This is a genomic window from Pseudomonas sp. NPDC090208, from assembly GCF_044746785.1.
Classification (GTDB): domain Bacteria; phylum Pseudomonadota; class Gammaproteobacteria; order Pseudomonadales; family Pseudomonadaceae; genus Aquipseudomonas.
In genome coordinates this window covers 147,245-167,973 of record NZ_JBIVCU010000004.1, presented here as the reverse complement: position 1 = coordinate 167,973, position 20,729 = coordinate 147,245, and the positions used below count along the sequence as shown (strand labels likewise).

The following is a 20,729-nucleotide window of genomic DNA, read 5'->3' as shown; positions in this document are numbered from 1 at the left end:
CAACCCATATTTATCCATCGCCGGGAATCAATAAAACTGCAGCCATCGTTAACCAACGGGACTGCCACCATGACCCTCGCCACGCCCACCTCTGCCACGTCGACCCGCCTGCCGCTGCCGCATCCGGCCCTTGAGCGGCATCCCGGCTTCCAGCGCCTGTTTCAACCCAATGCGCTGACCATCGGCCTGATTCTGCCGCTGGAAACCCATTTCGGCCGTGCCGCGCCGACCATGCAGGGGCATGTGCAGATGGCCCAGCGTGCAGAAGAACTGGGTTTTGGCGCGCTGTGGATGCGCGACATTCCGTTCTACGACCCGCACTACAACGACGTCGCGCAGATGTTCGATCCGCTGGTGTACATCGGCTTTCTCGCGGCGGCGACCCAGCGCATCGTGCTGGGCACCACTGGCATCGTCCTGCCGACCCACGAGCCGATGTACCTGGCCAAACAGGCGACTTCGCTCGATCAACTCAGCGGCGGGCGGCTGGTGCTGGGGCTGTCCTCGGGTGACCGTTTCAGCGATTACCCGATGCTCGGCATCGACTTCGACAGCCGTGGCGAACGTTACCGCGATGCCTTCGCCGTGATGCGCACCCTGATCGAACAGCGCTTTCCGACCTTTCAGTCCGAACGCTTCGGCGGCTCGACCGGCAACCTCGACCTGGTGCCCCGTGCGCCGTTCGGGCGGATCCCGTCGATTGCCGTCGGTCAGGCCCAACAAAGCATCGAGTGGCTGGCGGCGAACCTGGACGGCTATCTGGCCGGCGCCGCCTCTCCAGACCATCTGGCCATGCTCGGTGAGAGCTGGCACGGCCAGGTCCGCGCCGCCGAAGGCGAGAACGTGTTCAAACCGTTGGGCCTGGGCGGCTATTTCGACCTGAGCCGCAACCCCGATCAGCCGTTCCAGCGCATTCAGGGCGGCTTCCGTGCCGGGCGCAACGGCCTGCGCAACTACCTGGAGCAGGCGCAGGCCGCCGGGGTGTCGCACATCGCCCTGAACCCGAAAGTCAGCCGCCAGCCGTACAACGAGATCCTCGACGAGCTCGGTGAATACGTGCTGCCGCACTTTCCGTCTCACGCATGACCCTTGTGGAGGACGCGCCATGTCAGCTCTTTTTCAACCCTACGATCTGGCCGGCCTGCCACTGCCCAACCGGGTGGTGATGGCGCCCATGACCCGGGCCCGTACACCTGACACGGTGCCTTCGGCGGACATGGCCACCTATTATGCGCAGCGCGCCGGGGCCGGTCTGATCATTACCGAAAGCGCCCAGGTGTCGGCGCTGGGACGAGGTTATCTGGCGACACCGGGCATCCACACCCCGGCGCAAGTCGCCGGCTGGCAAAAGGTGACCGACGCCGTGCACCGGGCAGGCGGGCGGATTTTTCTGCAGCTGTGGCATGTCGGGCGGGTGTCCCATGTGTCGTTGCTGGCGCCCGGTCAACGGCCGGTGGCGCCGGTCGCGGTCACGGCGGCGCAGACCCGGGTGCGGGCCTACGATGAGCACGGCGAACCGGCGCAGGTCCAGGCCAGTACGCCCGCCGCGCTGGATGCTGCCGGCATTCGTCAGGTGATCGACGAGTTCCGACGCGCCGCCAGCAATGCCATTGCCGCCGGTTTCGATGGTGTGGAGATCCATGCCGGTAACGGCTTTCTGTTCGAGCAGTTCATCAATGCCGGCCTGAACACCCGGGAAGACCGTTACGGCGGCGCGCCCATTGCCAACCGCCTGCGGCTACTGCTGGAAACCCTCGATGCGGTGGTCGCCGAGATCGGCGCCTCGCGCATCGGTGTGCGGGTCACGCCGTTCGCCCATCTTGCCGACCTGCACGGCTTCGACGGTGAAGAGGCGACCTGGATCGCCCTGGCCGGGGCATTGTCGCAGCGGCGTCTGGCTTACCTGCATGCCAGTCATCTGGGTGAGGCCGCGTTTCAGAAGTCGTTCCGGGCCGCCTACCACGGCACCTTGATGGTGTCCGGCGGGTTTACCGCTGAGTCGGCGCAGCAGGCCATCCACGACGGTCTGGCCGATCTGACGGTGTTCGGTCGCCCGTTCATTGCCAACCCCGATCTGGTCGAACGCCTGCGCCACGACTGGCCGCTGGCCGAGGCGGGCGAGGAGGCGTTTTACGGCGGTGGTGCGCGGGGGTATATCGACTATCCGGTGTGGGTGGCGTGACGCGTAAGCTCTGTGGGAGGGAGCCCTGCTCGCGAAAGCGTCGTGTCAGTCGCTATCATCGTGTCTGACCTGACGCCTTCGCGAGCAGGGCTCCCTCCCACAGGTGAACGGCGCAAGTCCAGCCGACTCCAGCGGGTCGAACTCTCACCACCCGCCGCCCTCAAAGGGCAACCACTCTCTGGAAACGATCATGACCACGCCCCGCATCGGTTTCGCCTGCCAGTACCGCCACGCGGTGCGCGAGCTGTCGGCCAAAGACCTCAAGGCCCTGGAAGGCGATTTCAATCCGCGCACCACCACCTTGCGCTGGATGGACAGCGTCAGCGTGGCAGTGGCGCAGGAAAAGCTGCTGGAGATCGTTCGCCACAACCTGGTCGCGCAACTGCGTCTGCTGGCGTACGTGGCGCAGTTGCCACCGACCCTGAAAATGTTGCGCCTGAGCAGCGACCTGTTGCCGTTCTACAGCCATCCGAAAGTCGCCGATTTCTACCGCACGCCGTCGGTGGCGAGCCTGTTGCAGGCGCAGTTCGCGGCGATTGGCGACATGGCCCGTGGCGCCGACATCCGCCTGTCGTTTCATCCGGGCCAGTATTGCGTGCTGGGTTCGGACCGGCCGGAGGTGGTGGAAAACAGTCTGGCCGAATTCGAGTACCACGCCGACATGATCCGCATGATGGGCTACGGCCAGCGCTTTCAGGATTTCAAATGCAACCTGCACATCGCCGGCCGTCTCGGTGCCGAAGGTGTTCGGGCGGTGTGGCCGAGGTTGTCGCAGGTGGCGCAGCGCTGCATCACCTTTGAAAACGACGAAAAGACCTATGGCGTCGACGACTGCCTGCAACTGGCCGATCTGGCGCCGGTGGTGCTCGACATTCACCACTGCTGGATCCACGAGAACCGCTACATTGCCCCTGACGATCCACGGGTTGCCCGCATCATCGACAGCTGGCGCGGCGTGCGCCCGGTCATGCACTACTCGCAACCGCCGGAAAGCCTGCAGGCGCTGGGGTTCGACGCCGAACACAAACTGGAAATGGAGGCGCTGCTGCAGGTGGTCAACAAGCGCGACCTGTACCTGCACAGCGCACAGATGTGGAACCAGTGGACCAACGCCTACGCGCTGCAGTTTCTCGACCGCTTCGACATCATGTTTGAGGCCAAGGACAAGAACGTTGCGGTCGAAGCGTTCTATGCCCGCTATCTGGCTGCTGCCGACACCTCACTTTCCCGTGGGAGCGAATTCATTCGCGAAGGGTGAGAACAGGTGATGAAGATGTGTCGGCTTTACCGGCCAATCGCGAATGAATTCGCTCCCACAGGTACTGCATGCCGGGCACACCACCATACAAAGTGGGAGGGAGCCCTGCTCGCGAAGGCGGTGGGTCAGTCAACACAAGGCTGTCTGGACTGACGCCTTCGCGACCCTCGTAAACTCGGATCCCTCCCACGGCCTTTGGCCAGAATCAGAAGCAACTGGCACACCACAAAACCTGTGGGAGGGAGCTCTGCTCGCGATTGCAGAGTGTCAGTCGCCACATGGATCACAGACCCACCGCCATCTCGAGCAGAGCTCTCTCCCACGGCCTGCGGCCAGAATCAAAAGCACCCGGCATTCACCGATCCGTAGCCGTCCAGCCAGGTCGGAGAGGATGGCTGTTACGCATCATCAATGCGGATCACTTCATCGGTGACTTCTTCCAACTGACGCACCACCTGGTAGATATGTGCCACGGCCAGCAGGGTCGGGCGGGGGATGTGGCGGCCGGCTTTGACCTTGTACAGCGTGCGCGCCAGCCAGATGCTTTGCACCACCGGGATGCCGGCCTTTTTCGCTCGGGCGATCAGCGCCAGTGCGTCGTCGTCTTCGCCCTTGCAGTGGATCAGCGGCAGCGGTGTCTGCCCCGGTCGGTAATACAGCGCCACCGCGTAGTGGGTCGGGTTGACCACCAGCATGTCGGCGTCTTCCACCGGTTTGGGCGGAGCGCTCGGGGCCTGGTTGAGCAGTTCGTGAGCCAGTTGCCGGCGATGGCCCTTGATGTGCGGATCGCCTTCGGCCTGTTTGTATTCCTTCTTGATGTCCTCGTGGCTCATGCGCAGTTTTTTCGCATGGAAGTACTTTTGCAGGGCGAAGTCGGCCATGCCGATCACCAGCAGCAACCCCAGCGTGGCGCGGAGGATGTGGCGGAACAGCTCCAGCAGCGAATGCCAGTAGGTGGTGAGGTCGGTATTGGCCAACAGAATCAGCGCCCCCAGCGACGGTTTCACCACCGCGTACAGGGTCGCCGAGATCGCCACCGCCTTGAGCACGCTGAGCAGCAGGTTCGACAGGTTCTGCCCGGAAAACATCTGCTTGGCGTGGGCAAACGGGTTGAGCTTGTTGATATCGATCTTCAATGCTTTGGGCGCGAACAGAAAGCCGATCTGCATCCAGCTACCGATCAGGCGCATGAGCATGGCCATGCCGACGCTGCTGAGGATGAAGCCGATCAGTACGGTCAGGCCTTCGCTGCCGACCTGTTCGATGGTGTGCAGAAACGGCTGGCCGACGCCCTGAAACGACAGCGACATCAGGTGCTGCAAGCGGGCCACGCTCTCATCGGCCAGGCTCAGGGTGGTTTCGCTGACCACCAGCAACACTAGCAGCTTGCTCAGGTCCTGACTCTGGCCGACCTGACCCTTTTCACGGGCGTCGCGCAGGGCTTTGGGCGTGGCTTTTTCTGTTTTTTCGCTCATGGCTGCGTCTTTTCGCTCACGGCTGTGTTTTCCCGCTTATGGCTGCATGTTCTCGCTCACGGCAACTGCACCAGCTGGCTGAGCAGATGCCTGAGATCGGCCAGTTGCTGGATCTGGCCGTTGCCCAATTCCAGCAGGGTCGGCAGGTACAACAGCAGGAAGGCAATACCGGCCATGCTCTTGGCCGGCATCGCCAGAATCGACACGTTCAGTTGCTGCGCATACAGGCCGATGATCGCCAGCGCCGCTTCGATCAGCAGCAACAGACCAATGAACGGTGCGGCGTAGAGCATCATGTGTTGCAGGGTCTGGTTGAGCTGTTCGAGAAACACGTTCAGGCCATCGACGGTCATGCCCGGCAACCATGCCGTGGGCGGCCAGATCTGATAACTGTCCCAGATCACCTGGGTGATCAGCGACAGCCCGCCGGAAACGATCACCAGCATGATCAGGGTTTCCTGAAACAGCTCGCCCAGGGGCGTGGCGTCCGGGCCCAGCGCCGGGTTGATCTGGCCGCCGCTGAGGGCGCCGCGCTGGCTGTCGAGGAGGGCACCGACCGAGGCGAACATCCAGAACGGCGCATACAGCAGCAGGCCGAGGAGGGTGCCGAGCACGGCTTCTTTGAGCAGCAGCGCGCCGATGGAAAACCAGTCGTCCTGCATCGACGACAGCGCGCGACTGATGGTCGGTGCCGGGATCATCGACACCACCAGTACCACCGCATAGCGCAACGGGCCCTTGAGGTATTTGAAGCAGAACGCCGGCACCAGAATCATGCACGGCAGCAGGCGGGCGCTGGCCAGGCCCATGCCCAGCATCAGCTCGAACAGGCCCTGCGCATCGAATGGCATCTAGTGGGCGCCTCCGGAGCGGGCGATCAGGTCGAAGGCCATGTTGATGAACTGGATCAGCTCGACGCCGATCCAGCGCCCGGTCATGGCCAGCGTCAGGCCGACCGCCGCCAGTTTGATGCCGAAGGGCAGGGTCTGGTCCTGGATCTGCATCAGGGCCTGCAGCAGCGAGGTGATCACCCCGACCAGCACGGCCACGCCCAATGGCGGTGCGGTGAGGATGACCACCAGAAACATGCCCTGTTTGAATAACGCCAACGCTTCCATGGCCGCCTCACATGTAGGAATAGAACAGGCTGTCGAGCAGGCGCGTCCAGCCTTGTACCAGCACGAACAGCAGCAGCTTGAGCGGCAGGGAAATGGTCTGCGGCGAGACCATCTGCATGCCCAGCGCCAGCAACAGGTTGGAGACGATCAGGTCGATGACGATGAACGGGATGTAAATCAGAAAGCCGATCTGAAACCCGGCCTGCAATTCCGACAGCACGAACGCCGGCACCGCCAGCAGCAGGTCGTTCTTGTTGGCCTGGTCGGCCATCTCCTTGGGCCACATGCGCTGGGTGTTATCGAGCAGGTGGGCGAGCACGTCGGGGTCTGTGTTGCGGGTCATGAAGCGTTGCAGCGGTTCGATCACCGTGTTGGCGCTGGCTTGCAGCTTGTCGGTGCTGCCCAGTTCCAGCGGATGGTCATGCACCCGCTGCTGGATTTCGTGGGCGACCGGCGCCATGACGAACATGGTCGCCGCCAGGGCGATGCCATACATCGCCATGTTCGGCGGCACCTGCTGCACACCGATGGCGTTGCGGGTGATCAGCAGGGTCATGGCGATCTTCAGAAAGGCGGTGCAGACGATCAGCAAAAACGGTATCAGCGACAGCGCGCCGAGAAACAGCGCCAGCAGGACCGGGTTCATCCCGTCCATGATCATGGGTGCGACGCCACACGGGTGATCTGCAGGCCGAGGCGGCCGTCGACGTCGACCAGTTCGCCTTCGGCCACCACGCGCTCGCCGTGGCACAGGGTGGCATGACCGGGGGCGATGCCGCTGACTTCGAGCACGCTGCCGGCGGCGATCCGGCGCAGGTCGCCGAGGGTCAATTGCAACTGGCCGCAGCGCAGGGTCAGGGCCATGGGCAGTTGATCGAGAGGGTCCAGGGGCGGAGCGTCTGAGTACGCGGAGGGTGTGTCAGAGGAAAAGTCAGGGTCGGTCGGCAATGAATCTGCCAGGTCTTCGGCGTTCAGTTCCTCGTCATGATCGTCATAGCCGTGCTCGTCCTCGGCGTAGGCGTCCTGCGCCAAAGTCTGCGGTTCGTCTTCGTACAGCGCTTCATCGATCATCTTCCAGGGCTTCCTCATGACTGAACTGCACGAACAGCCGCTCTGCGTGGCTGTCGGTGTGCACTGCCCATTGGCGCCCGGCCAGACGAAGGCGGCCGTTGCCGTCGCTGTCGAAGTGACAGAGCGGCGGCAACAGCACATCGCCGGGTTGCAGCGAGGCCAGTTGCGCCAGACTCAGCGACACCTCGCCCAGCTCCAGCGCCTGGCTGAACGGCATGTCCTCGGCGAGCGGCTGTTGCCACAGGTGCCAGCCGCGTCCGTCGAGCAGGCGGGCCAGCACCGGTGCCTCGGCGCAGATCCGGCCATGCAGGCGTTGTTCGCCCAGATGCACCTCGATCCGCCAGCTCACCGTGTCCACAGGCAGTGCAGTGATGTCGCTGAGTGGCTCGAGGGGGCCAAGCAGTTCCGCGACCGGCGCACTGAATTGCTGATTGATCACCTGCCAGTACCAGGGCTGATGCGTGCCGGCCAGCGTCACCGGCAGTTCGCCAAGCAGGCTGAGCAGGGCCTCGGCGTCGCTGAGGCCGATCAGGCCGATGGCGCTGCTGAACCAGATGTACTTTGGCGGGCGGTTATCCAGCAGCGGCTGCAGGCTCAGTTCACCGGCCATGGCCTGGGCGCTGAAATGGAGGCTCGCACCTGCACCCAGTCGACGGCTGAGTGCTGCGGTGGCGGTATCGACGTGACGCAGCGACAGTGTCTTCATGCGGCGTCCTCTTCCTGAAAGGACAGGTCGACGTCATGCCCCAAGGCGTCGGTCAGCGCTTGCTGACAGGCCCGTTGATGGGGCTGCAGACGTTTCAGCACGCCGCGTCGGGCAAAGCCCAGCTCGACCGTCCACTGGTTGTCGCGCTTGCTGGCGTTGACCTGCACCTTGCCCAGACTGGGCATCAGCAGAGTCACGTTGAGCGGACCTTCAAGGTGATCGGGCAGGCGTTCGGCCAGTTCGTCGATCAGCTGTGTGGGCACGCCGTCTGCGGGTGGCAACAGGCTGAGGCCGCTGCCGCCGAACCCGGACTGATCCGGCTCGGCGCTGACCGGTGTGATCAGCAATTGCGAAAAGAACAGACCATCGGCGTTCAAGGCGTCGTGCTGATCGCCCTGGGGCCAGGCCGAGCGCAGGCGGTCCGGTTCGGCACGGCGCGAGGTCGTCAATGGTCGATTGTCCGGGCGCGGTTCGGCTGTCGCTGGCTGAGGACGGGCCTGGGGGCGCGGCTGGGGATGTGGTTGCGGGCGGGATGTGGTCTTGATCGGTGTGTTCATCGGGGCTCAACCTTGCTCATTGAGGGCTTCGGCCAGACAGCCGAGTTTTTCCACGGCACGCTGGGCGGCGCGGGCTTCGTTGCCGGCCTGTTCCAGGCGCTGCTGTTGTTCGTCGATGTGCAGGCGCTGTTGCGCGACGTCCTGGCGGATGTAGGCCAGGCGGTCGAGCATGCGCTGTTCCTTTTTCTGCCAGCGCTCCAGATCGTTCAGCGCCATGCTCTTGTTCAGGTGCGCGCTGCTCAGGGTCTGTCGGCGTTCACGCTGATTGTCGCGCTCACGGGTGAAGGAGTCGCGGGTCTGCTGCAATTGCGTCTGCATGTCCTGCAACTGCTGCTGAGCCTGCCGCTGCGCCCGCTCGGCGCTGGCCTGACGGTGCTGGCGCAACGGCGTCAGTACGCTGATTACCTGCTCCAGCGCCAGGCGCTGCGGATCGGGTTCGAGTTCGTCTTCCATAGTGGTGGGGCCCGGTGTGTGGAGAGGGTGTGATCGCCTGCGATCGGTAGGAGCGCGCTTGCCCGCGATGGCGATTCGTCGGATGAAGCTGGGGTGACTGACACGATGCATTCGCGGGCAAGCGCGCTCCCACAGGGTTTGCGCCGTGCCGAGCGGGTGTGATCGCCTGCGATCGGTAGGAGCGCGCTTGCCCGCGATGGCGATCTGTCTGATGAACCTGGGGCGACTGACCCAACGCATTCGCGGGCAAGCGCGCTCTTACGAGACGCGGGGCGTATGTTGGTTTTGACATGCTCATTCCGGCAGCTGGGAGGTCAGTTGCATCAGGGCGGTGAGGGTGTCTTGCAGGGGCACCGGTTCGCGCAGATCCTGGCGCAGGAAGGCGTTGATCGGTTCGTTCAGTTGCACCGCGCAGTCGGTCACCGGGTCGCCGCCGGGCTGGTATTCGCCCAGGCGCAGGAGCATTTCCACCTGTTTGTACGCCGCCATCAGCCGGCGCAGGCGGTTGTTGGCCTGCTGGTGTTCGCGGCCGGTGACGTTGCTGAGGATCCGGCTGATGCTGGCCTGCACGTCGATGGCCGGGTAATGGCCGCGTTCGGCCAGCTTGCGCGACAGCACGATGTGGCCATCGAGCAGCGAGCGCACTTCGTCGGCCACCGGGTCGTTCATCGAGTCCTGTTCGATCAGCACGGTGTACAGCGCGGTGATCGAGCCTTCCTCACTCATGCCGGCGCGCTCCACCAGCCGCGGCAGCAGGGTGTACACCGACGGCGGCAGGCCACCGCGGCCCAGCGGCTCACCGGCAGCAATGCCGATTTCCCGTTGGGCACGGGCGAAACGGGTCAGCGAGTCGAGCAGCAACAGCACTTTGAGGCCGCGTTGGCGATAGGCCTCGGCAATGGCCGTGGCGGTGAATGCAGCGCGGGCACGCTCCATGCTGGAGCGGTCGGAGGTGGCGCAGACCAGCACCGAACGACTGCGCAGGGTCGCGTCCAGTTCATGGTCGAGAAATTCACGCAGCTCGCGGCCTCGTTCGCCGATCAGGCCGAAGACAATCACGTCGCAGGCCATGTTGCGCGCCAGCTCCGCCATCAGCGTGGTCTTGCCGCAACCAGCGCCGGCAAACAAGCCGACGCGCTGGCCTTCGCCGAGCAGAATCGCGCTGTCGATGGCGCGCACGCCGGTGGGCAAGGCGTTGGTGATCCGTGGCCGTTGCGTTGGTGGCAAGGCATCGGCGATCACCGGCAAGGTCACGCGCGGATCACCGGGCCCGGCGAATGCGCCCTGGGAGTCCGCCAACAGCGGCCTGCCGAAACCGTCGAGCACGCTGCCCAGCAGGCTGTCGTCGACACCGATGCGATGGGCCATGCCCAGCGGCCTGATCTGCGCGCCGACCTGAATGCCGTCCGGGGTGCCGAGGGCGCTGAGCAGGGTGCAGTCACGGGTGAAACCGACGATCTCGGCGAGCATGCTGCTGCCGTCGGCCTTGCTCACTTCGCAGAGGTCGCCGACCTTGGCCGCCGGCACCTGGCATTCCAGCAGAATGCCGCTGACCGCCGTGACCCGGCCGCTGACCCGCACCGCCGAGAGATGGCCGAGGCGCTGTTGCTGGGCGCTTTTCCAGCGGGCGAGGGCGGCGTTCACCAGCTCACCTCGTAATGCCGGTCGCCGTCGAACTGGATGCGGCTGTCGTCGATGCGGGTCAGGCGCAGGCCGGCCAGTTCGTCACCGACATACAGCCGATGGCCGTCGGCGGTGACCAGATGCGCGTTGGGCCCGGACATGATCTGCACGATGGTGAACGGCAGGCCGTTGCTCGACGCGCTGACGTTGTCGATCAACGGCACAGGCGAGTCGTAGCGATCTCTGAAGCGTTGCAGCATGCGCTGGTAGACCAGCTGCGATTCGGCCTTGAGATTGCCGCTGAGCACCAGACCTTCCTCGGTCTGTTGCAGATTGACGTCGCTGAGCAGGCGTTCGCTGAGCATGGTGTTGAGCTGGCGGCGGGCGTCGTCGACGCTGGCCAGGTGAATGCGTTTGTGTGCCGGCGCCGGTGTGGCGCGCACGTGCTCCGCTGGTGCGGGCGCGGCACTGACGGCGGCCAGTTCTACGCCCGATGTGCTGCTGCGGGTCAGGCTCCAGGCGCTGCCGGCAATGCCGAGCAGCACGCCGATGACGATGCCGGTGGTGCGATTGAGCAGGCGCGAGCGTGACTCGACTTTCTCCAGAGGCGGCGCGGCGGCAGGTTCCGGCGTGGCTTCGGCAGCGGGCGCAGCGATCAGCACCGGCACCGAGGGCCAGGCGTCCTCGGCGGGTGACAGGCACAGCCACACCGAGCCGAGGGTGAAAGCGTTGTTGGGCGTCAGGAGGGTGCTCTGGTGATGGTGGCCTTCCTGGTCGCCGATGCTGCCGTCGGCGGCATTCAGCAGCCAGCTGTCGCCCTGGCGTTGCAGCCGGCAGTGCAGCGCGGCCACGCCCGGATCGTGCAGCGCCAGGTCCTGCTCTGCATCGGCACCGATCAGCCATTGCTCGCCGATCAGCGGCAGTGCAGCGCCCTGGTGCAGGCCGGTCAATACCCGTAACTCAAACATGCGAGGCTCTCCAGCCGGTCAGGCGGCGTAGTCGTTATCCAGTTCGGCCAGTTCGTCTTCCAGATCGAAACGGCCGAGCACCTTGACCTGGGCGGCGTTGCTGATCTCGGCGAACGACAGCACCGGCACGTGGTAGAACTCTTCCTGCAACAGCGTGCGCAGCGGGCTGCGCAGGTCCTGAGCCACCAACAGCACGGCCTGCTGGGCGCTGCGCAGGGGGAAGGCGATGTGCAGTTGCTGCACCAGCAACTGGCTGGTCTGGCTGTCGAGGGCGAAGAAGGTTTCGGTCTGGGTCTGGCGCAGGGCATCGCGCAGGATGCCTTCGCTTTCCGGGGTCAGCACCCAGACCAGCAGGCCGTCGACGCCGCAGTACTGGTGATAGATCTGCGACTTCAGGGCGATGCGCACATAGTCGGCCAGCACCGTCACTTCGCGTTCGTGCTGGCCGTGTTCGATCAGGGTTTCGGCGATCACGCGGATCGCCCGCAGCGGCACGCATTCCGACGCTAGCCGTTGTAGCACCGCCGAGAAGCGCGCCAGCGGCAGCACCCGTTGCATCTCCTGAGCGAGTTCCGGCTGTTCGCTTTCCAGCCAGCCGAGAATCGCCTTGGTTTCCTGCAGTCCGATGAACTGCGGGCCGCAGGACTGCAAGGCGCGCTCCATGCGCTCGATGATCAGGGTCATGGCGTCGACGTGTTCGACTTCCTGCTCAAGCAACTGCGGCGCGTCTGCCGGCAGCCACAGCCAATGACCCTCGTCGCGCTCGACGCTGCCTGGCACGGCGGCCTCCGGCGATGCGTCGAGCAGGCGCGCATCCACCGCGACATGGCTGTGGGTGAGGGTGGCCCGCAGCAGCGGCACCTCGTACACCGAGAAACGGAATTCGTCCGGCGGTAAATGCTCGGCCGGTTCGATGATGAACGACGGCAGGGTCAGGCCGTACTGCACCACCAGACGGTTGCGGCGCTGGCGGATCTCGCTGACCAGCGCCTCGACCCGCGCCGGGTCCTGGCTGGGGTGAAACTGCAGGACGAACTGGCGGCTCGGCGAAAACGTGCGCAGGTCTTCCCGGCCATTCATCTCCGGAGCCACCACCGTCGCCTGCGCCTGCTCGGCCTGGGGCACGCGGGCCCGGTGCAACTGCAGCAGGCCGCCGCAACCGCAGATGATGGCGATGACGATGAACACCGCAGTCGGCATGCCGGGCAGGGCGGCGAAGCCGAGCATTGCCACGGCAGCGATGATCCAGGCCTTGGGCTGGCTGGTGATCTGCTCGGCGATCTGTCGGCCGATGTTGGCGTTGGCGCCGCTGTCTTCATCGGGCACGCGGGTGATGATCATGCCGCAGGTGACCGAAATCAGCAGCGCCGGAATCTGCGCGATCAGGCCGTCGCCGATGGTCAGCACGGTGTAGACCTGCAAGGCGTCGCCGGCGCTCATGCCGTGTTGCACCACGCCGATGGCGATGCCGCCGATCATGTTGATGGCGACGATGATCAGGCTGGCGATGGCGTCGCCGTTGACGAACTTCATCGCACCGTCCATGGCACCGAACAGCTGGCTTTCCTTGCCCAGTTCGGCACGCCTGCGCCGGGCTTCATGGACGCTGATCAGGTTGGCGCGCAGGTCGCTGTCGATGGACATCTGCTTGCCGGGCATGGCGTCCAGGGTGAAGCGCGCACCGACCTCGGCGACCCGCTCGGAACCCTTCGTGATCACCAGAAAGTTGACCACGGTGAGGATCATGAAAATCACCATGCCCACCGCCAGGTTGCCGCCGACCACGAACTGGCCGAAGGCTTCGACGATGTGCCCGGCGTCCTGGTAGAGCAGGATCAGGCGCGTGGTGGAGATCGACAGCGCCAGGCGGAACATGGTGGTCAGCAACAGCACGGCCGGAAAGGTCGAAAACGCCAGCGGCCGTGGCAGGTGCATCGCCAGCATGATCAGCAGGCATGAAATACAGATGTTGATGGCGATCAGCACGTCCACCAGTCCGGTGGGCAGCGGCGTGATCATCATGAACACGATGGCGATGACCACGAAGGCGCCGACGATTTCCGAGCGGCGCATGGCCGCCAGGGCGAGCTGGTTGAGCAGGTTGATGACGCGATCCATCAGGCGAGGCCCCCCTGGAGCTGGTTCTGTTCCTGCCGAGTCAGCTCGGCCATGAGAATGAGCAGATTGCCCAGTGCGGTCTGGCGGCTTTTCATGTCACGCCAGAGCAGGATCGGCAGCTGTTGCAGCATCGGTCGCAGGCCGTTGAGAAACGCCAGTTGATGCTTGAGCTGCGAGCCGCCGATGTGTTGGGTCAGTTGCAGGGTTTCGCTGAGGTTCATGCCCTTGCCGGACAGTGCCAGCAAGTGCTTGAGAAAGGCCGCGGCGTTGACCTGCAGGCCGGGGTTCTTGTTGCGCATGCGCCCCAGCAGGTGCTCGCAACCTTGCAGCAGAGTCGCGACATGCCGCGCGGTATTGAGGCCGTGCATCAGCGTGCGCAACTGCTGCGCCGAGGTGGATGGGGTGGTCGCCGACAGGTCGTCGGCAATCGCGCTGCGCATGTCGCTGAGGTTGAGCTCGAAATCGCCGTGTTCTTCCTGCTCGCTGAGCAGCGCATCGATCAGGCCAGTGATGTTCTGCTGGCCGGCCACCGCCACCCCGTAGAGGTTGCGCAGGGTATTGCGCCGACGGTTGTCGACGCTGGGGCGGGAAAAGGCCTTGGCGCTGTTGATGCCGGCGCGGGCGCGCTGGCCGTATTGCTGACGCAGCTGTTTGAGCTGCTGGCTGAGGACCACATGCTCGCCGCTGGCACCGTCGGTCTGCGCCTGCTTACGCGCCGCCTGCAACAACACCTGAGCCTTGGCCGGATCGCCATCGGTCATGCGCAGGACCTGGGCGAGGCTGGCGAGCTGCTGTTTCTGCAATTGCTTGCGCAGGTTGCGCGCCGCGTCGTCCAGACCGCTGACCTGTGCGCCCATCAGCATCTGATACAGCTCGCCGAGTTTCACTGCCCGCGATTGCAGAGCGTTGCTGCTGGCGATCAGGTCGCGCTGACCGAGGCTGCGGCTCTGCTGCACCAGTGCGGCGGCAAACCGGGCGACCTGTTGCGGCGAGGTGCCGTTGATACTCGGCGGGCTGTTGCGCAGCAACGCAGCGCTGGTCGCGGCGGCATTGGCCGGCAGGGCGGCAGGGCTGCGCAAGGGGGGTGTGACAGGCGGGGCGGCGATCTTCATGGCGTGACTCTGCGCGTGGTCATGGGCCGTGAGTGGGCCGTGGGCGCGGTCTGGTTCCATCCGCCCTGCAGACAAGGACGGTTGTGCCAAAAGCCGTTGGAGATTCAGTGTGTTCGTGCAGGTTTTTGCACAAACAAAACTTGGTGCGATTTTTTAATTGTTATAAAACAATTAGTTACACGTGATTTTTGACTGGCACGCATATCGCTATAGGGCTATCACACTTCAAAACAAGGAAGCTCTGTGATGTTGTCCAGCCTCGCTATTCTCGATATTCATCATCCCGCCTTGCCACGCCTGCAACCGGGCATCCGCCAGCTCACCAGCGATCAGGTGAAGATGTTGCGTGCGTTCATTCAGAAGCGGGTGATGAACCCGGAAGATGTCGATGACATTCTGCAAAGCACGTTTCTGGAAGCTCTGCGCAGCGAGCACAAATTCCAGAACGCCAGCAAACCGCAGACCTGGCTGTGCGGGATTGCGCTGAACCTGATCCGCAATCACTTTCGCAAGATGTATCGCCAGCCGTATCAGGAAAGCTGGGAGGACCACACCCATTCCGAGCCCGACAACCACGGCGACATCGGCCATCAGGTCGACGGTCATCGTCAGTTGGTGCGCGCGGTCAAAGCCATTGGCACGCTGCCATCGAACATGCAGCGGGTGATCGAAGTCACGCTGGAAATGGACGGCAACTACCAGGAAACCGCCAGCTCGCTGGGGGTGCCGATCGGCACGGTACGTTCACGTCTGTCGCGGGCCCGGGAGCAACTGAAACGGCAGATGGACCCGTTTGCCTGAAGCCTGTTGCGGTTGAATCGTGTAGCGGCTGAATCGTCGAGCACAGCCAGAAGGCTGTGCCGCGATCAGATGTGCTCGGAAACGGTCGCGGCGTTGACCAGGTCGTAGAACGCGAAAGCGCGGTTGACCAGGAAAATGGTGGCGGCGGTGAGAGCGACGGCGTTGACGATGTGGAGAGTGATCATGGTCGGTAGTCCGTGTCAGGTTGGGGATGGAGGCGATGTTACGTGAGCCCCGGAAAACCTGAAGACAATCGCCTTCATGGTGGACATCAACGGGAATGATGCAAGTGGGCGAGGGCTCTGGGATGCTGGTTTTGGCGGTGTCAGGTTGGTGTTTTGACAGAATCGGACCTGTGGTGGGCACCCAGATGCACAAAGACAACACATGACCAGTGGGAGGGCTCCCTCCCACGGAAGATCAGGCTCACCCCGGCACACAGGCACTACATAACCTGTGGGAGGGAGCTCTGCTCGCGAAGGCGGTGTATCAGTGCCAGTGATATTGACTGACCCACTGCTTTCGCCAGCAAGCCGGCTCCTACAGGAAATGTGTTGGCGTCTGATGTTTGGGGCTATCTGGATTTCCCTTGTGGGAGCGAATTCATTCGCGATAGGGCATTCCGGTCGATAGAGATCTGTCTTCCGGACCATCGCATCGCGAATGAATTCGCTCCCACAGAGTCAGGTGTTGCCCGATCATCAGCGGTGTGTCAGTGCCGGTGATGTCGACTGACACACTGCTTTCGCCAGCAAGCCGGCTCCTACAGGAAATGTGTTGGCGTCTGATGTTTGGGGGCTAATCTGGATTTCCCTTGTGGGAGCGAATTCATTCGCGATAGGGCATTCCGGTCGATAGAGATATGTCTTCCGGACCATCGCATCGCGAATGAATTCGCTCCCACAGAGCCATTTGTTGCCCAATTGCCACATTCCCCGGAACCGACTGCCGTTTCGGACCACACAGGTGCCATCCTTCAACTTCCGATGGCGACTCTCATGCGAATTTCCGGCAGTCCGTTCAGTGGTATCGCACCTCAACCCGGCAATGGTGAATCGATCGAAGCGCCACCGACGAATATCCCCAAATCACTGTTGGCAGTGAACAACCCCAATGTGCAGTTCGGCGCCGCTACGCCACAGTCACAAGCGCAATCGGCCGTGGCCCAGGACAGCCCGGAAAAACAGTTGCTGTCGTTGCTGAGCCAATTGGTGCAGATGTTCAAAGGGCAGGGCCAGACGCCGCCAGCCAACGGTCAGGCGAACAATATGCTGCTGGCGCCGGCACAGGGTAATGCGACACCTGCTGCGGCGCCCGCCACACCAACTGCTCCGGTCAAGGACGTTGCTGCCACCGCACTGGGGCCCACCCAGGATGCACCGAAAGCCGACGAAGCGAAGTTTCTCGATGACTCGAAATACTCCTCGCCCAAAGAGCTGGAACGCTGGGCGCCGATGGTCGCCAATCTGCCGCCGGAGCAGCGTGAGCAAGCGGCCAAGGAGCTCAACCGACCGATTGCTGCCGCGCGCATGGCGGCGGACGGCGGCGAAGACGGCAAGAAAGCCATGGATTTCATCAATGCCAACCCGGCGTTGAAAACTGCGGTGGACGTCGGCAAACACGGTGGCAAAGCCGACGGAAAAATCACCGATGGCGACCTCAAGGCGTTCGCCAAGAACATGCAGAAGGCCGCCGACAGCGCCGACAAGGACGTCGCCAACTACCAGAAAGACCATCCCGACGCCGATCCGCAGTCTCTGGAACTGGTGCGCAGCGCCGCCATGCTGCGGGCCAACGAGCCGTTGACCAAAGCGGCGGATCCGAAGCACGCACTGGGCGCCGACGGTAAGACCAAGGTCGACGGCAACACCAGCGCCGACGGTCTGAAAGCGATCATGAACGACAACCCCGGTCTGGCCGGGCCGCTCAAGCAGGCATCGAAAACCTTCTCGCAGCCGGGGTTCCTCACCCAGATCGACCAGGGTGGCCTGGAAGGGCGCTCGCTGGCAGCGCACAGCCCGGACAAGCTGTTCAACGCTGGCAATATCGACAACTGGATCAAGAAACAGGCGCCCACCAACGGCGGTGAATTCGCCAGCCTGCTCAGCGACGCCGCCACCCTCAATTCGGTGGCCGATGTCGATATCAGCAAGCTGGGCAAGGACGTGTTCGAACACCCGGAAAACTACAGCGGCGAGCAGAAGGCTGCGGTGATGGTCAAGCTGCAACAGACCCAGCAAAGCGTGGTGGCCGGGCGCGATCTGCACAAGACCGAAAAGACCGAAGAGGCGCTGGCGGACAAGATCGGCCAGTTGCAGGCCGATCCCGATGTCCAGGCGTTTCTCGACAAGCAGGTGCCGCAACAGTCGAAGGCGCTGGTCAACAGCACGCCGGCGTTGCAGAAGGCCGTCACCGAACAGATGCAGCGGGTCAACAGCGGCCAGGCGCTGGAAACCGATCTGGCCACCGCCGACAAGGCCATCGACAAGAAAAAGCCCAATGCCGATTACAGCAGTGCGATCGGCGGGCTGTCGGCGCAGTTGCAGATGCAGAAAGACCTGCTCGGCGACGATGCCAACGTGCCGACCGCGCAGCAGGTCCTCGGCCAGCGCCCGGATCTGCAAGGCCGGATTCAGGATTCGTACGTGCGCAACTTCAGCGAAGGCGGTGCGGTGAAGCAGTTGCTCGGCCAGAAAAAGGCCGACGCCGAACAGTCTCTCAACAGCGCCGACGCACAGAAAGCCGCCTACGACAGCGTGTTGTCGCCGGACTTCGTGCAGGGCCAGCAGGGCAGTTACGTGCAGTCGACCTTCGCCCAGCTGCAGGACTCCAAGAGCGGTCGCAAGCTGCTTGAAGGCAGTCAGGGCGACAAAGACCACGCACCGTCGCTGGCGATGCAGATGGCCGCCGAGGGTGGGCCGAAAGCGCTGCAGTCACTGGCCGGTTTCGCGTCGGTGTCGGACATGCTCGCCCGCGGCGACAAGACCGGTGCCGCACAGACCATTTACGACAGCACCAAGCAAGGCCTGTCCGCAGCGAAAAACGGTTATGACGCGATTGCCAAGTCTGCCGGCCGTGCCGGGCTCGGCGAAGTGGCGGCCAAAGTCGGCGGACGCGTGGCCGGGATGGTCGCCGGGGAGGCGGTCGGCATGGCGGCAGGCGCGGCCATCGGTGCGTCGATTCCGGTGGTGGGCTGGGTCGTCGATGCGGCCATGAGCCTGGGTTTCGGCATTTCCGCGATCATCGAAGCGGTGAAGAAACACAAGGCGCAGAAGGCCTTCGACCACAACGTCGATCCGGTCCTCGATCAGTTCGGCATTCCCAAGGCCCATTGACGGGGCCTGCACAACGACCAGGAGGCTTCTGCCATGCAACCCACCACACTCAGTCACCCCTTCAACCACCCGGCGATCACGCCGCAGGCCAGTGTTCATGACGACGCCAGTGTGCGCGGCAGCGACGAGGTCGTCAGTGTGCAGGATGTCGCCGCCGGGCAGGTCCGGGCGATTGCCGACTACCTGAAACAGCAGGTGTTCGCTGCGCACTATCAGACACCGACAGCCGTGCCCCGGGATGTCAGCCGTGAGCAACTGGCCGACATCAATGCGCACAATGACAAGGTACACAGCCAGAACCACGATCTCGATCTGATCGTCGACAGCCGCGCCCGTGCCTTGCAAGGCCTCGGCGAAACCCCGGCGAGCATTGCCGACACCCTGGCCAAGGGCGAGAGCTATGACCGTGGGGCGACACGGATGTCCAGCGCGTTTCGCGGCATTCCCTTCGCTTCGGCGACGCTGTTGCAGGCGAAATACCCGGAACTTGGCGGCGCCGGTATCAGCGGCTTTCTCAAACCGGTGGCGCCGTTGATCGCCGGGACCTTTGCCGGCACCCTCGATGCCGTCGGCACCGGGGTGATGAACCGCGCCACCGCCGATATTCACTTCCTCAAGGCGCCGGCAGAACAGTTGCATGAGGCCATGGCCGATTCGCTGGCGCGACACACACCGGGGCTGGCGCAGACCGCCGTTGATCAGGGCCTGGCGATCCAGAGCTACACCGCGCGCAACCTGGCGCGAACCGTGATCGCGACAGCCCTGTCGGCCCATCCGCACACCCGCGATTCGGTGGACAGCAAAGTGTCGGCGTTTGGCGGGCTGGCAGCCAATGCGCTGTTCGCCAACCGCTTGCAGACCGTGGAGAACAACAACCACCTGCGCGGTGGCGCCTATGTCTTCGGGCGCAAGGATGCCGAGGCCAAGCCGCTGGCCGAGGAGACCGAATGGCTGGATGCCTACCGGGCGATCAAGGACGCTTCCATTCCCCGGGCGACCTACAACGGCATCAAGCGCGGCCTGAGTGTGATCCCGGACGCCGCCACGCAGCTTGGCAAGTCGGTGCGCAACGCCTCGACCCTGACCGGTGCGGTGCAGACCCTGGGCGCATTGGGCGGTGGCTTCGCGGCGGTCGGCAAACTGCAGGAAGCGGCCACTCGCGGCATCAGCAATCCCTATCTGAAAACCGCTGCCAGCCAGTTGACCAACGCCGCCGGTTCGGCTGCGGTGTTCGCCGGCTGGACCACGGCGGGCCTGGTGACCGACCCGGCGAGCAAGGCGGTGGAGCAGGTGGTCGACAAGGTCACGCAAGGCATCGGCGGGGGCTTCGACCAGATGTATGACGCCAGCGCGCCCCATGCGTCAGCGGGTATCGCCAAGGCCAAGGCGGGGCTGGGTCAGCTCAAGGACGCGGCCGTCGACAAGGCCAATACCACCGGGGCGGCGGTCCGCCAGCAGGTCGACAACCTGACCCGTCGCCAGCCTCGCGCGCCTGACCAGAGCTATCTGGACATGGCCTAGGATCAGGCAAGCGCCGTTTTGCCACCGGTCGGGCACGTTTGCCTGATCGGTAAACATCCGCTCCGGACATTCGTGCGGTCGTTCCAGCCGGACGAATTCCGCCTGTAGATAAATCAACTACTTGGCGGCGTTAATCAATAATCGGTAGTTGAATAGTCCGCTGAGTTATATGACGGTCGAGCGGGATTATTGCGAAAAGCATGGTGAATGGCGCTGTTCACGGAATCGCCAACTTTTCGTGAACTTGTACAATTGTGCTTTTATTCAAAACAGTCGAACTCCTGACTGACGGTTTGATCCAAACTGTCGACGCCATCAGGACTGCCATCGAGCGGATCGCTGCCGGATTTACGGCACGGGCCGCACGAAAGGGTCTATTCTGTGCGAATGCGGACAGTCGCGGGTTCAATTAACCGTTCGGTTAAAACGCG

The 20,729-nt window shown here is 63.7% G+C and carries 18 protein-coding genes; 6 read left to right on the top strand and 12 right to left on the bottom strand.

From position 1 onward, the window contains the following. Positions 1 to 69 precede the first annotated feature (69 nt). From ACIPL0_RS09020 to uvsE, 3 genes are all read left to right on the top strand, one after another. Positions 70 to 1,086 (top strand): LLM class oxidoreductase, encoded by a 1,017-nt coding sequence (locus ACIPL0_RS09020; protein WP_400599163.1) that lies wholly within the window; start codon positions 70 to 72, stop codon positions 1,084 to 1,086. 19 nt (positions 1,087 to 1,105) lie between these two features. Next, positions 1,106 to 2,182: an alkene reductase gene (locus ACIPL0_RS09015; protein ID WP_400599161.1), complete on the top strand. Its 1,077-nt coding sequence runs from the start codon at positions 1,106 to 1,108 to the stop codon at positions 2,180 to 2,182. A gap of 190 nt (positions 2,183 to 2,372) precedes the next feature. Beyond that, complete coding sequence (uvsE, locus tag ACIPL0_RS09010; RefSeq protein WP_400599159.1) at positions 2,373 to 3,440, top strand: UV DNA damage repair endonuclease UvsE; 1,068 nt, start codon at positions 2,373 to 2,375, stop codon at positions 3,438 to 3,440. 398 nt (positions 3,441 to 3,838) lie between these two features. Here uvsE and sctU read toward each other — a convergent pair whose 3' ends face one another. From sctU to sctW, 12 genes are all read right to left on the bottom strand, one after another. Beyond that, positions 3,839 to 4,915, bottom strand: a complete 1,077-nt coding sequence (sctU, locus tag ACIPL0_RS09005; protein WP_400599157.1) for a type III secretion system export apparatus subunit SctU — start codon at positions 4,913 to 4,915, stop codon at positions 3,839 to 3,841. Between the two features lie 56 nt (positions 4,916 to 4,971). Further along, positions 4,972 to 5,766: a type III secretion system export apparatus subunit SctT gene (gene sctT / locus ACIPL0_RS09000; protein WP_400599156.1), complete on the bottom strand. Its 795-nt coding sequence runs from the start codon at positions 5,764 to 5,766 to the stop codon at positions 4,972 to 4,974. Then, complete coding sequence (sctS, locus tag ACIPL0_RS08995; RefSeq protein WP_093458684.1) at positions 5,767 to 6,033, bottom strand: type III secretion system export apparatus subunit SctS; 267 nt, start codon at positions 6,031 to 6,033, stop codon at positions 5,767 to 5,769. Between the two features lie 7 nt (positions 6,034 to 6,040). Beyond that, entirely contained in the window at positions 6,041 to 6,694 is a 654-nt protein-coding gene (gene sctR / locus ACIPL0_RS08990; protein ID WP_400599154.1) for a type III secretion system export apparatus subunit SctR, read from the bottom strand. Continuing rightward, complete coding sequence (locus ACIPL0_RS08985) at positions 6,691 to 7,104, bottom strand: FliM/FliN family flagellar motor switch protein (RefSeq protein ID WP_400599153.1); 414 nt, start codon at positions 7,102 to 7,104, stop codon at positions 6,691 to 6,693. The genes sctR and ACIPL0_RS08985 overlap by 4 nt, the downstream gene beginning before the upstream one ends. Further along, positions 7,094 to 7,810, bottom strand: coding sequence for a type III secretion system protein (locus ACIPL0_RS08980; RefSeq protein WP_400599151.1), 717 nt, complete (start codon positions 7,808 to 7,810; stop codon positions 7,094 to 7,096). The genes ACIPL0_RS08985 and ACIPL0_RS08980 overlap by 11 nt, the downstream gene beginning before the upstream one ends. Then, positions 7,807 to 8,259, bottom strand: a complete 453-nt coding sequence (locus ACIPL0_RS08975; protein WP_400599150.1) for a type III secretion system HrpP C-terminal domain-containing protein — start codon at positions 8,257 to 8,259, stop codon at positions 7,807 to 7,809. The genes ACIPL0_RS08980 and ACIPL0_RS08975 overlap by 4 nt, the downstream gene beginning before the upstream one ends. Before the next feature lie 114 nt (positions 8,260 to 8,373). Next, positions 8,374 to 8,820, bottom strand: a complete 447-nt coding sequence (locus ACIPL0_RS08970; protein WP_400599148.1) for a YscO family type III secretion system apparatus protein — start codon at positions 8,818 to 8,820, stop codon at positions 8,374 to 8,376. A gap of 294 nt (positions 8,821 to 9,114) precedes the next feature. Next, positions 9,115 to 10,464 carry a FliI/YscN family ATPase gene (locus ACIPL0_RS08965; protein ID WP_400599146.1) on the bottom strand — a complete coding sequence of 450 codons (1,350 nt, stop codon included), beginning with the start codon at positions 10,462 to 10,464 and terminating at the stop codon, positions 9,115 to 9,117. Then, complete coding sequence (sctD, locus tag ACIPL0_RS08960) at positions 10,461 to 11,411, bottom strand: type III secretion system inner membrane ring subunit SctD (protein ID WP_400599144.1); 951 nt, start codon at positions 11,409 to 11,411, stop codon at positions 10,461 to 10,463. The genes ACIPL0_RS08965 and sctD overlap by 4 nt, the downstream gene beginning before the upstream one ends. 18 nt (positions 11,412 to 11,429) lie before the next feature. Beyond that, a complete protein-coding gene (gene sctV / locus ACIPL0_RS08955; protein ID WP_400599143.1) occupies positions 11,430 to 13,529 on the bottom strand; it encodes a type III secretion system export apparatus subunit SctV in 2,100 nt (699 codons plus the stop codon). Beyond that, the gene (gene sctW, locus ACIPL0_RS08950) at positions 13,529 to 14,641 is read right to left on the bottom strand and encodes a type III secretion system gatekeeper subunit SctW (protein ID WP_400599141.1); all 1,113 of its coding nucleotides are present in this window, start codon (positions 14,639 to 14,641) and stop codon (positions 13,529 to 13,531) included. The genes sctV and sctW overlap by 1 nt, the downstream gene beginning before the upstream one ends. Before the next feature lie 246 nt (positions 14,642 to 14,887). Here sctW and ACIPL0_RS08945 point away from each other — a divergent pair, with 246 nt between their 5' ends. The 3 genes from ACIPL0_RS08945 (at position 14,888) to ACIPL0_RS08935 (ending at position 20,298) form a co-directional block, all read left to right on the top strand. Further along, positions 14,888 to 15,442, top strand: coding sequence for an RNA polymerase sigma factor (locus ACIPL0_RS08945; protein ID WP_400599140.1), 555 nt, complete (start codon positions 14,888 to 14,890; stop codon positions 15,440 to 15,442). Positions 15,443 to 16,440: 998 nt separating this feature from the next. After that, complete coding sequence (locus tag ACIPL0_RS08940; protein WP_400599139.1) at positions 16,441 to 18,777, top strand: type III effector HrpK domain-containing protein; 2,337 nt, start codon at positions 16,441 to 16,443, stop codon at positions 18,775 to 18,777. A 33-nt stretch (positions 18,778 to 18,810) separates the two neighbouring features. Continuing rightward, complete coding sequence (locus tag ACIPL0_RS08935; protein ID WP_400599137.1) at positions 18,811 to 20,298, top strand: type III effector; 1,488 nt, start codon at positions 18,811 to 18,813, stop codon at positions 20,296 to 20,298. Positions 20,299 to 20,729 lie beyond the last annotated feature (431 nt).

Excerpts from the sequence above, each read along its gene's own strand:
- ACIPL0_RS08940 (WP_400599139.1), top strand. The coding sequence starts at position 16,441 with ATGCGAATTTCCGGCAGTCCGTTCAGTGGTATCGCACCTCAACCCGGC.
- sctV (WP_400599143.1), bottom strand. The coding sequence starts at position 13,529 with ATGGATCGCGTCATCAACCTGCTCAACCAGCTCGCCCTGGCGGCCATG.
- ACIPL0_RS08970 (WP_400599148.1), bottom strand. The coding sequence starts at position 8,820 with ATGGAAGACGAACTCGAACCCGATCCGCAGCGCCTGGCGCTGGAGCAG.
- sctT (WP_400599156.1), bottom strand. The coding sequence starts at position 5,766 with ATGCCATTCGATGCGCAGGGCCTGTTCGAGCTGATGCTGGGCATGGGC.
- sctD (WP_400599144.1), bottom strand. The coding sequence starts at position 11,411 with ATGTTTGAGTTACGGGTATTGACCGGCCTGCACCAGGGCGCTGCACTG.
- ACIPL0_RS08935 (WP_400599137.1), top strand. The coding sequence starts at position 18,811 with ATGCAACCCACCACACTCAGTCACCCCTTCAACCACCCGGCGATCACG.
- ACIPL0_RS09020 (WP_400599163.1), top strand. The coding sequence starts at position 70 with ATGACCCTCGCCACGCCCACCTCTGCCACGTCGACCCGCCTGCCGCTG.
- ACIPL0_RS08980 (WP_400599151.1), bottom strand. The coding sequence starts at position 7,810 with ATGAAGACACTGTCGCTGCGTCACGTCGATACCGCCACCGCAGCACTC.
- ACIPL0_RS08945 (WP_400599140.1), top strand. The coding sequence starts at position 14,888 with ATGTTGTCCAGCCTCGCTATTCTCGATATTCATCATCCCGCCTTGCCA.
- ACIPL0_RS09015 (WP_400599161.1), top strand. The coding sequence starts at position 1,106 with ATGTCAGCTCTTTTTCAACCCTACGATCTGGCCGGCCTGCCACTGCCC.
- sctR (WP_400599154.1), bottom strand. The coding sequence starts at position 6,694 with ATGATCATGGACGGGATGAACCCGGTCCTGCTGGCGCTGTTTCTCGGC.
- sctW (WP_400599141.1), bottom strand. The coding sequence starts at position 14,641 with ATGAAGATCGCCGCCCCGCCTGTCACACCCCCCTTGCGCAGCCCTGCC.
- sctS (WP_093458684.1), bottom strand. The coding sequence starts at position 6,033 with ATGGAAGCGTTGGCGTTATTCAAACAGGGCATGTTTCTGGTGGTCATC.
- sctU (WP_400599157.1), bottom strand. The coding sequence starts at position 4,915 with ATGAGCGAAAAAACAGAAAAAGCCACGCCCAAAGCCCTGCGCGACGCC.
- uvsE (WP_400599159.1), top strand. The coding sequence starts at position 2,373 with ATGACCACGCCCCGCATCGGTTTCGCCTGCCAGTACCGCCACGCGGTG.
- ACIPL0_RS08985 (WP_400599153.1), bottom strand. The coding sequence starts at position 7,104 with ATGATCGATGAAGCGCTGTACGAAGACGAACCGCAGACTTTGGCGCAG.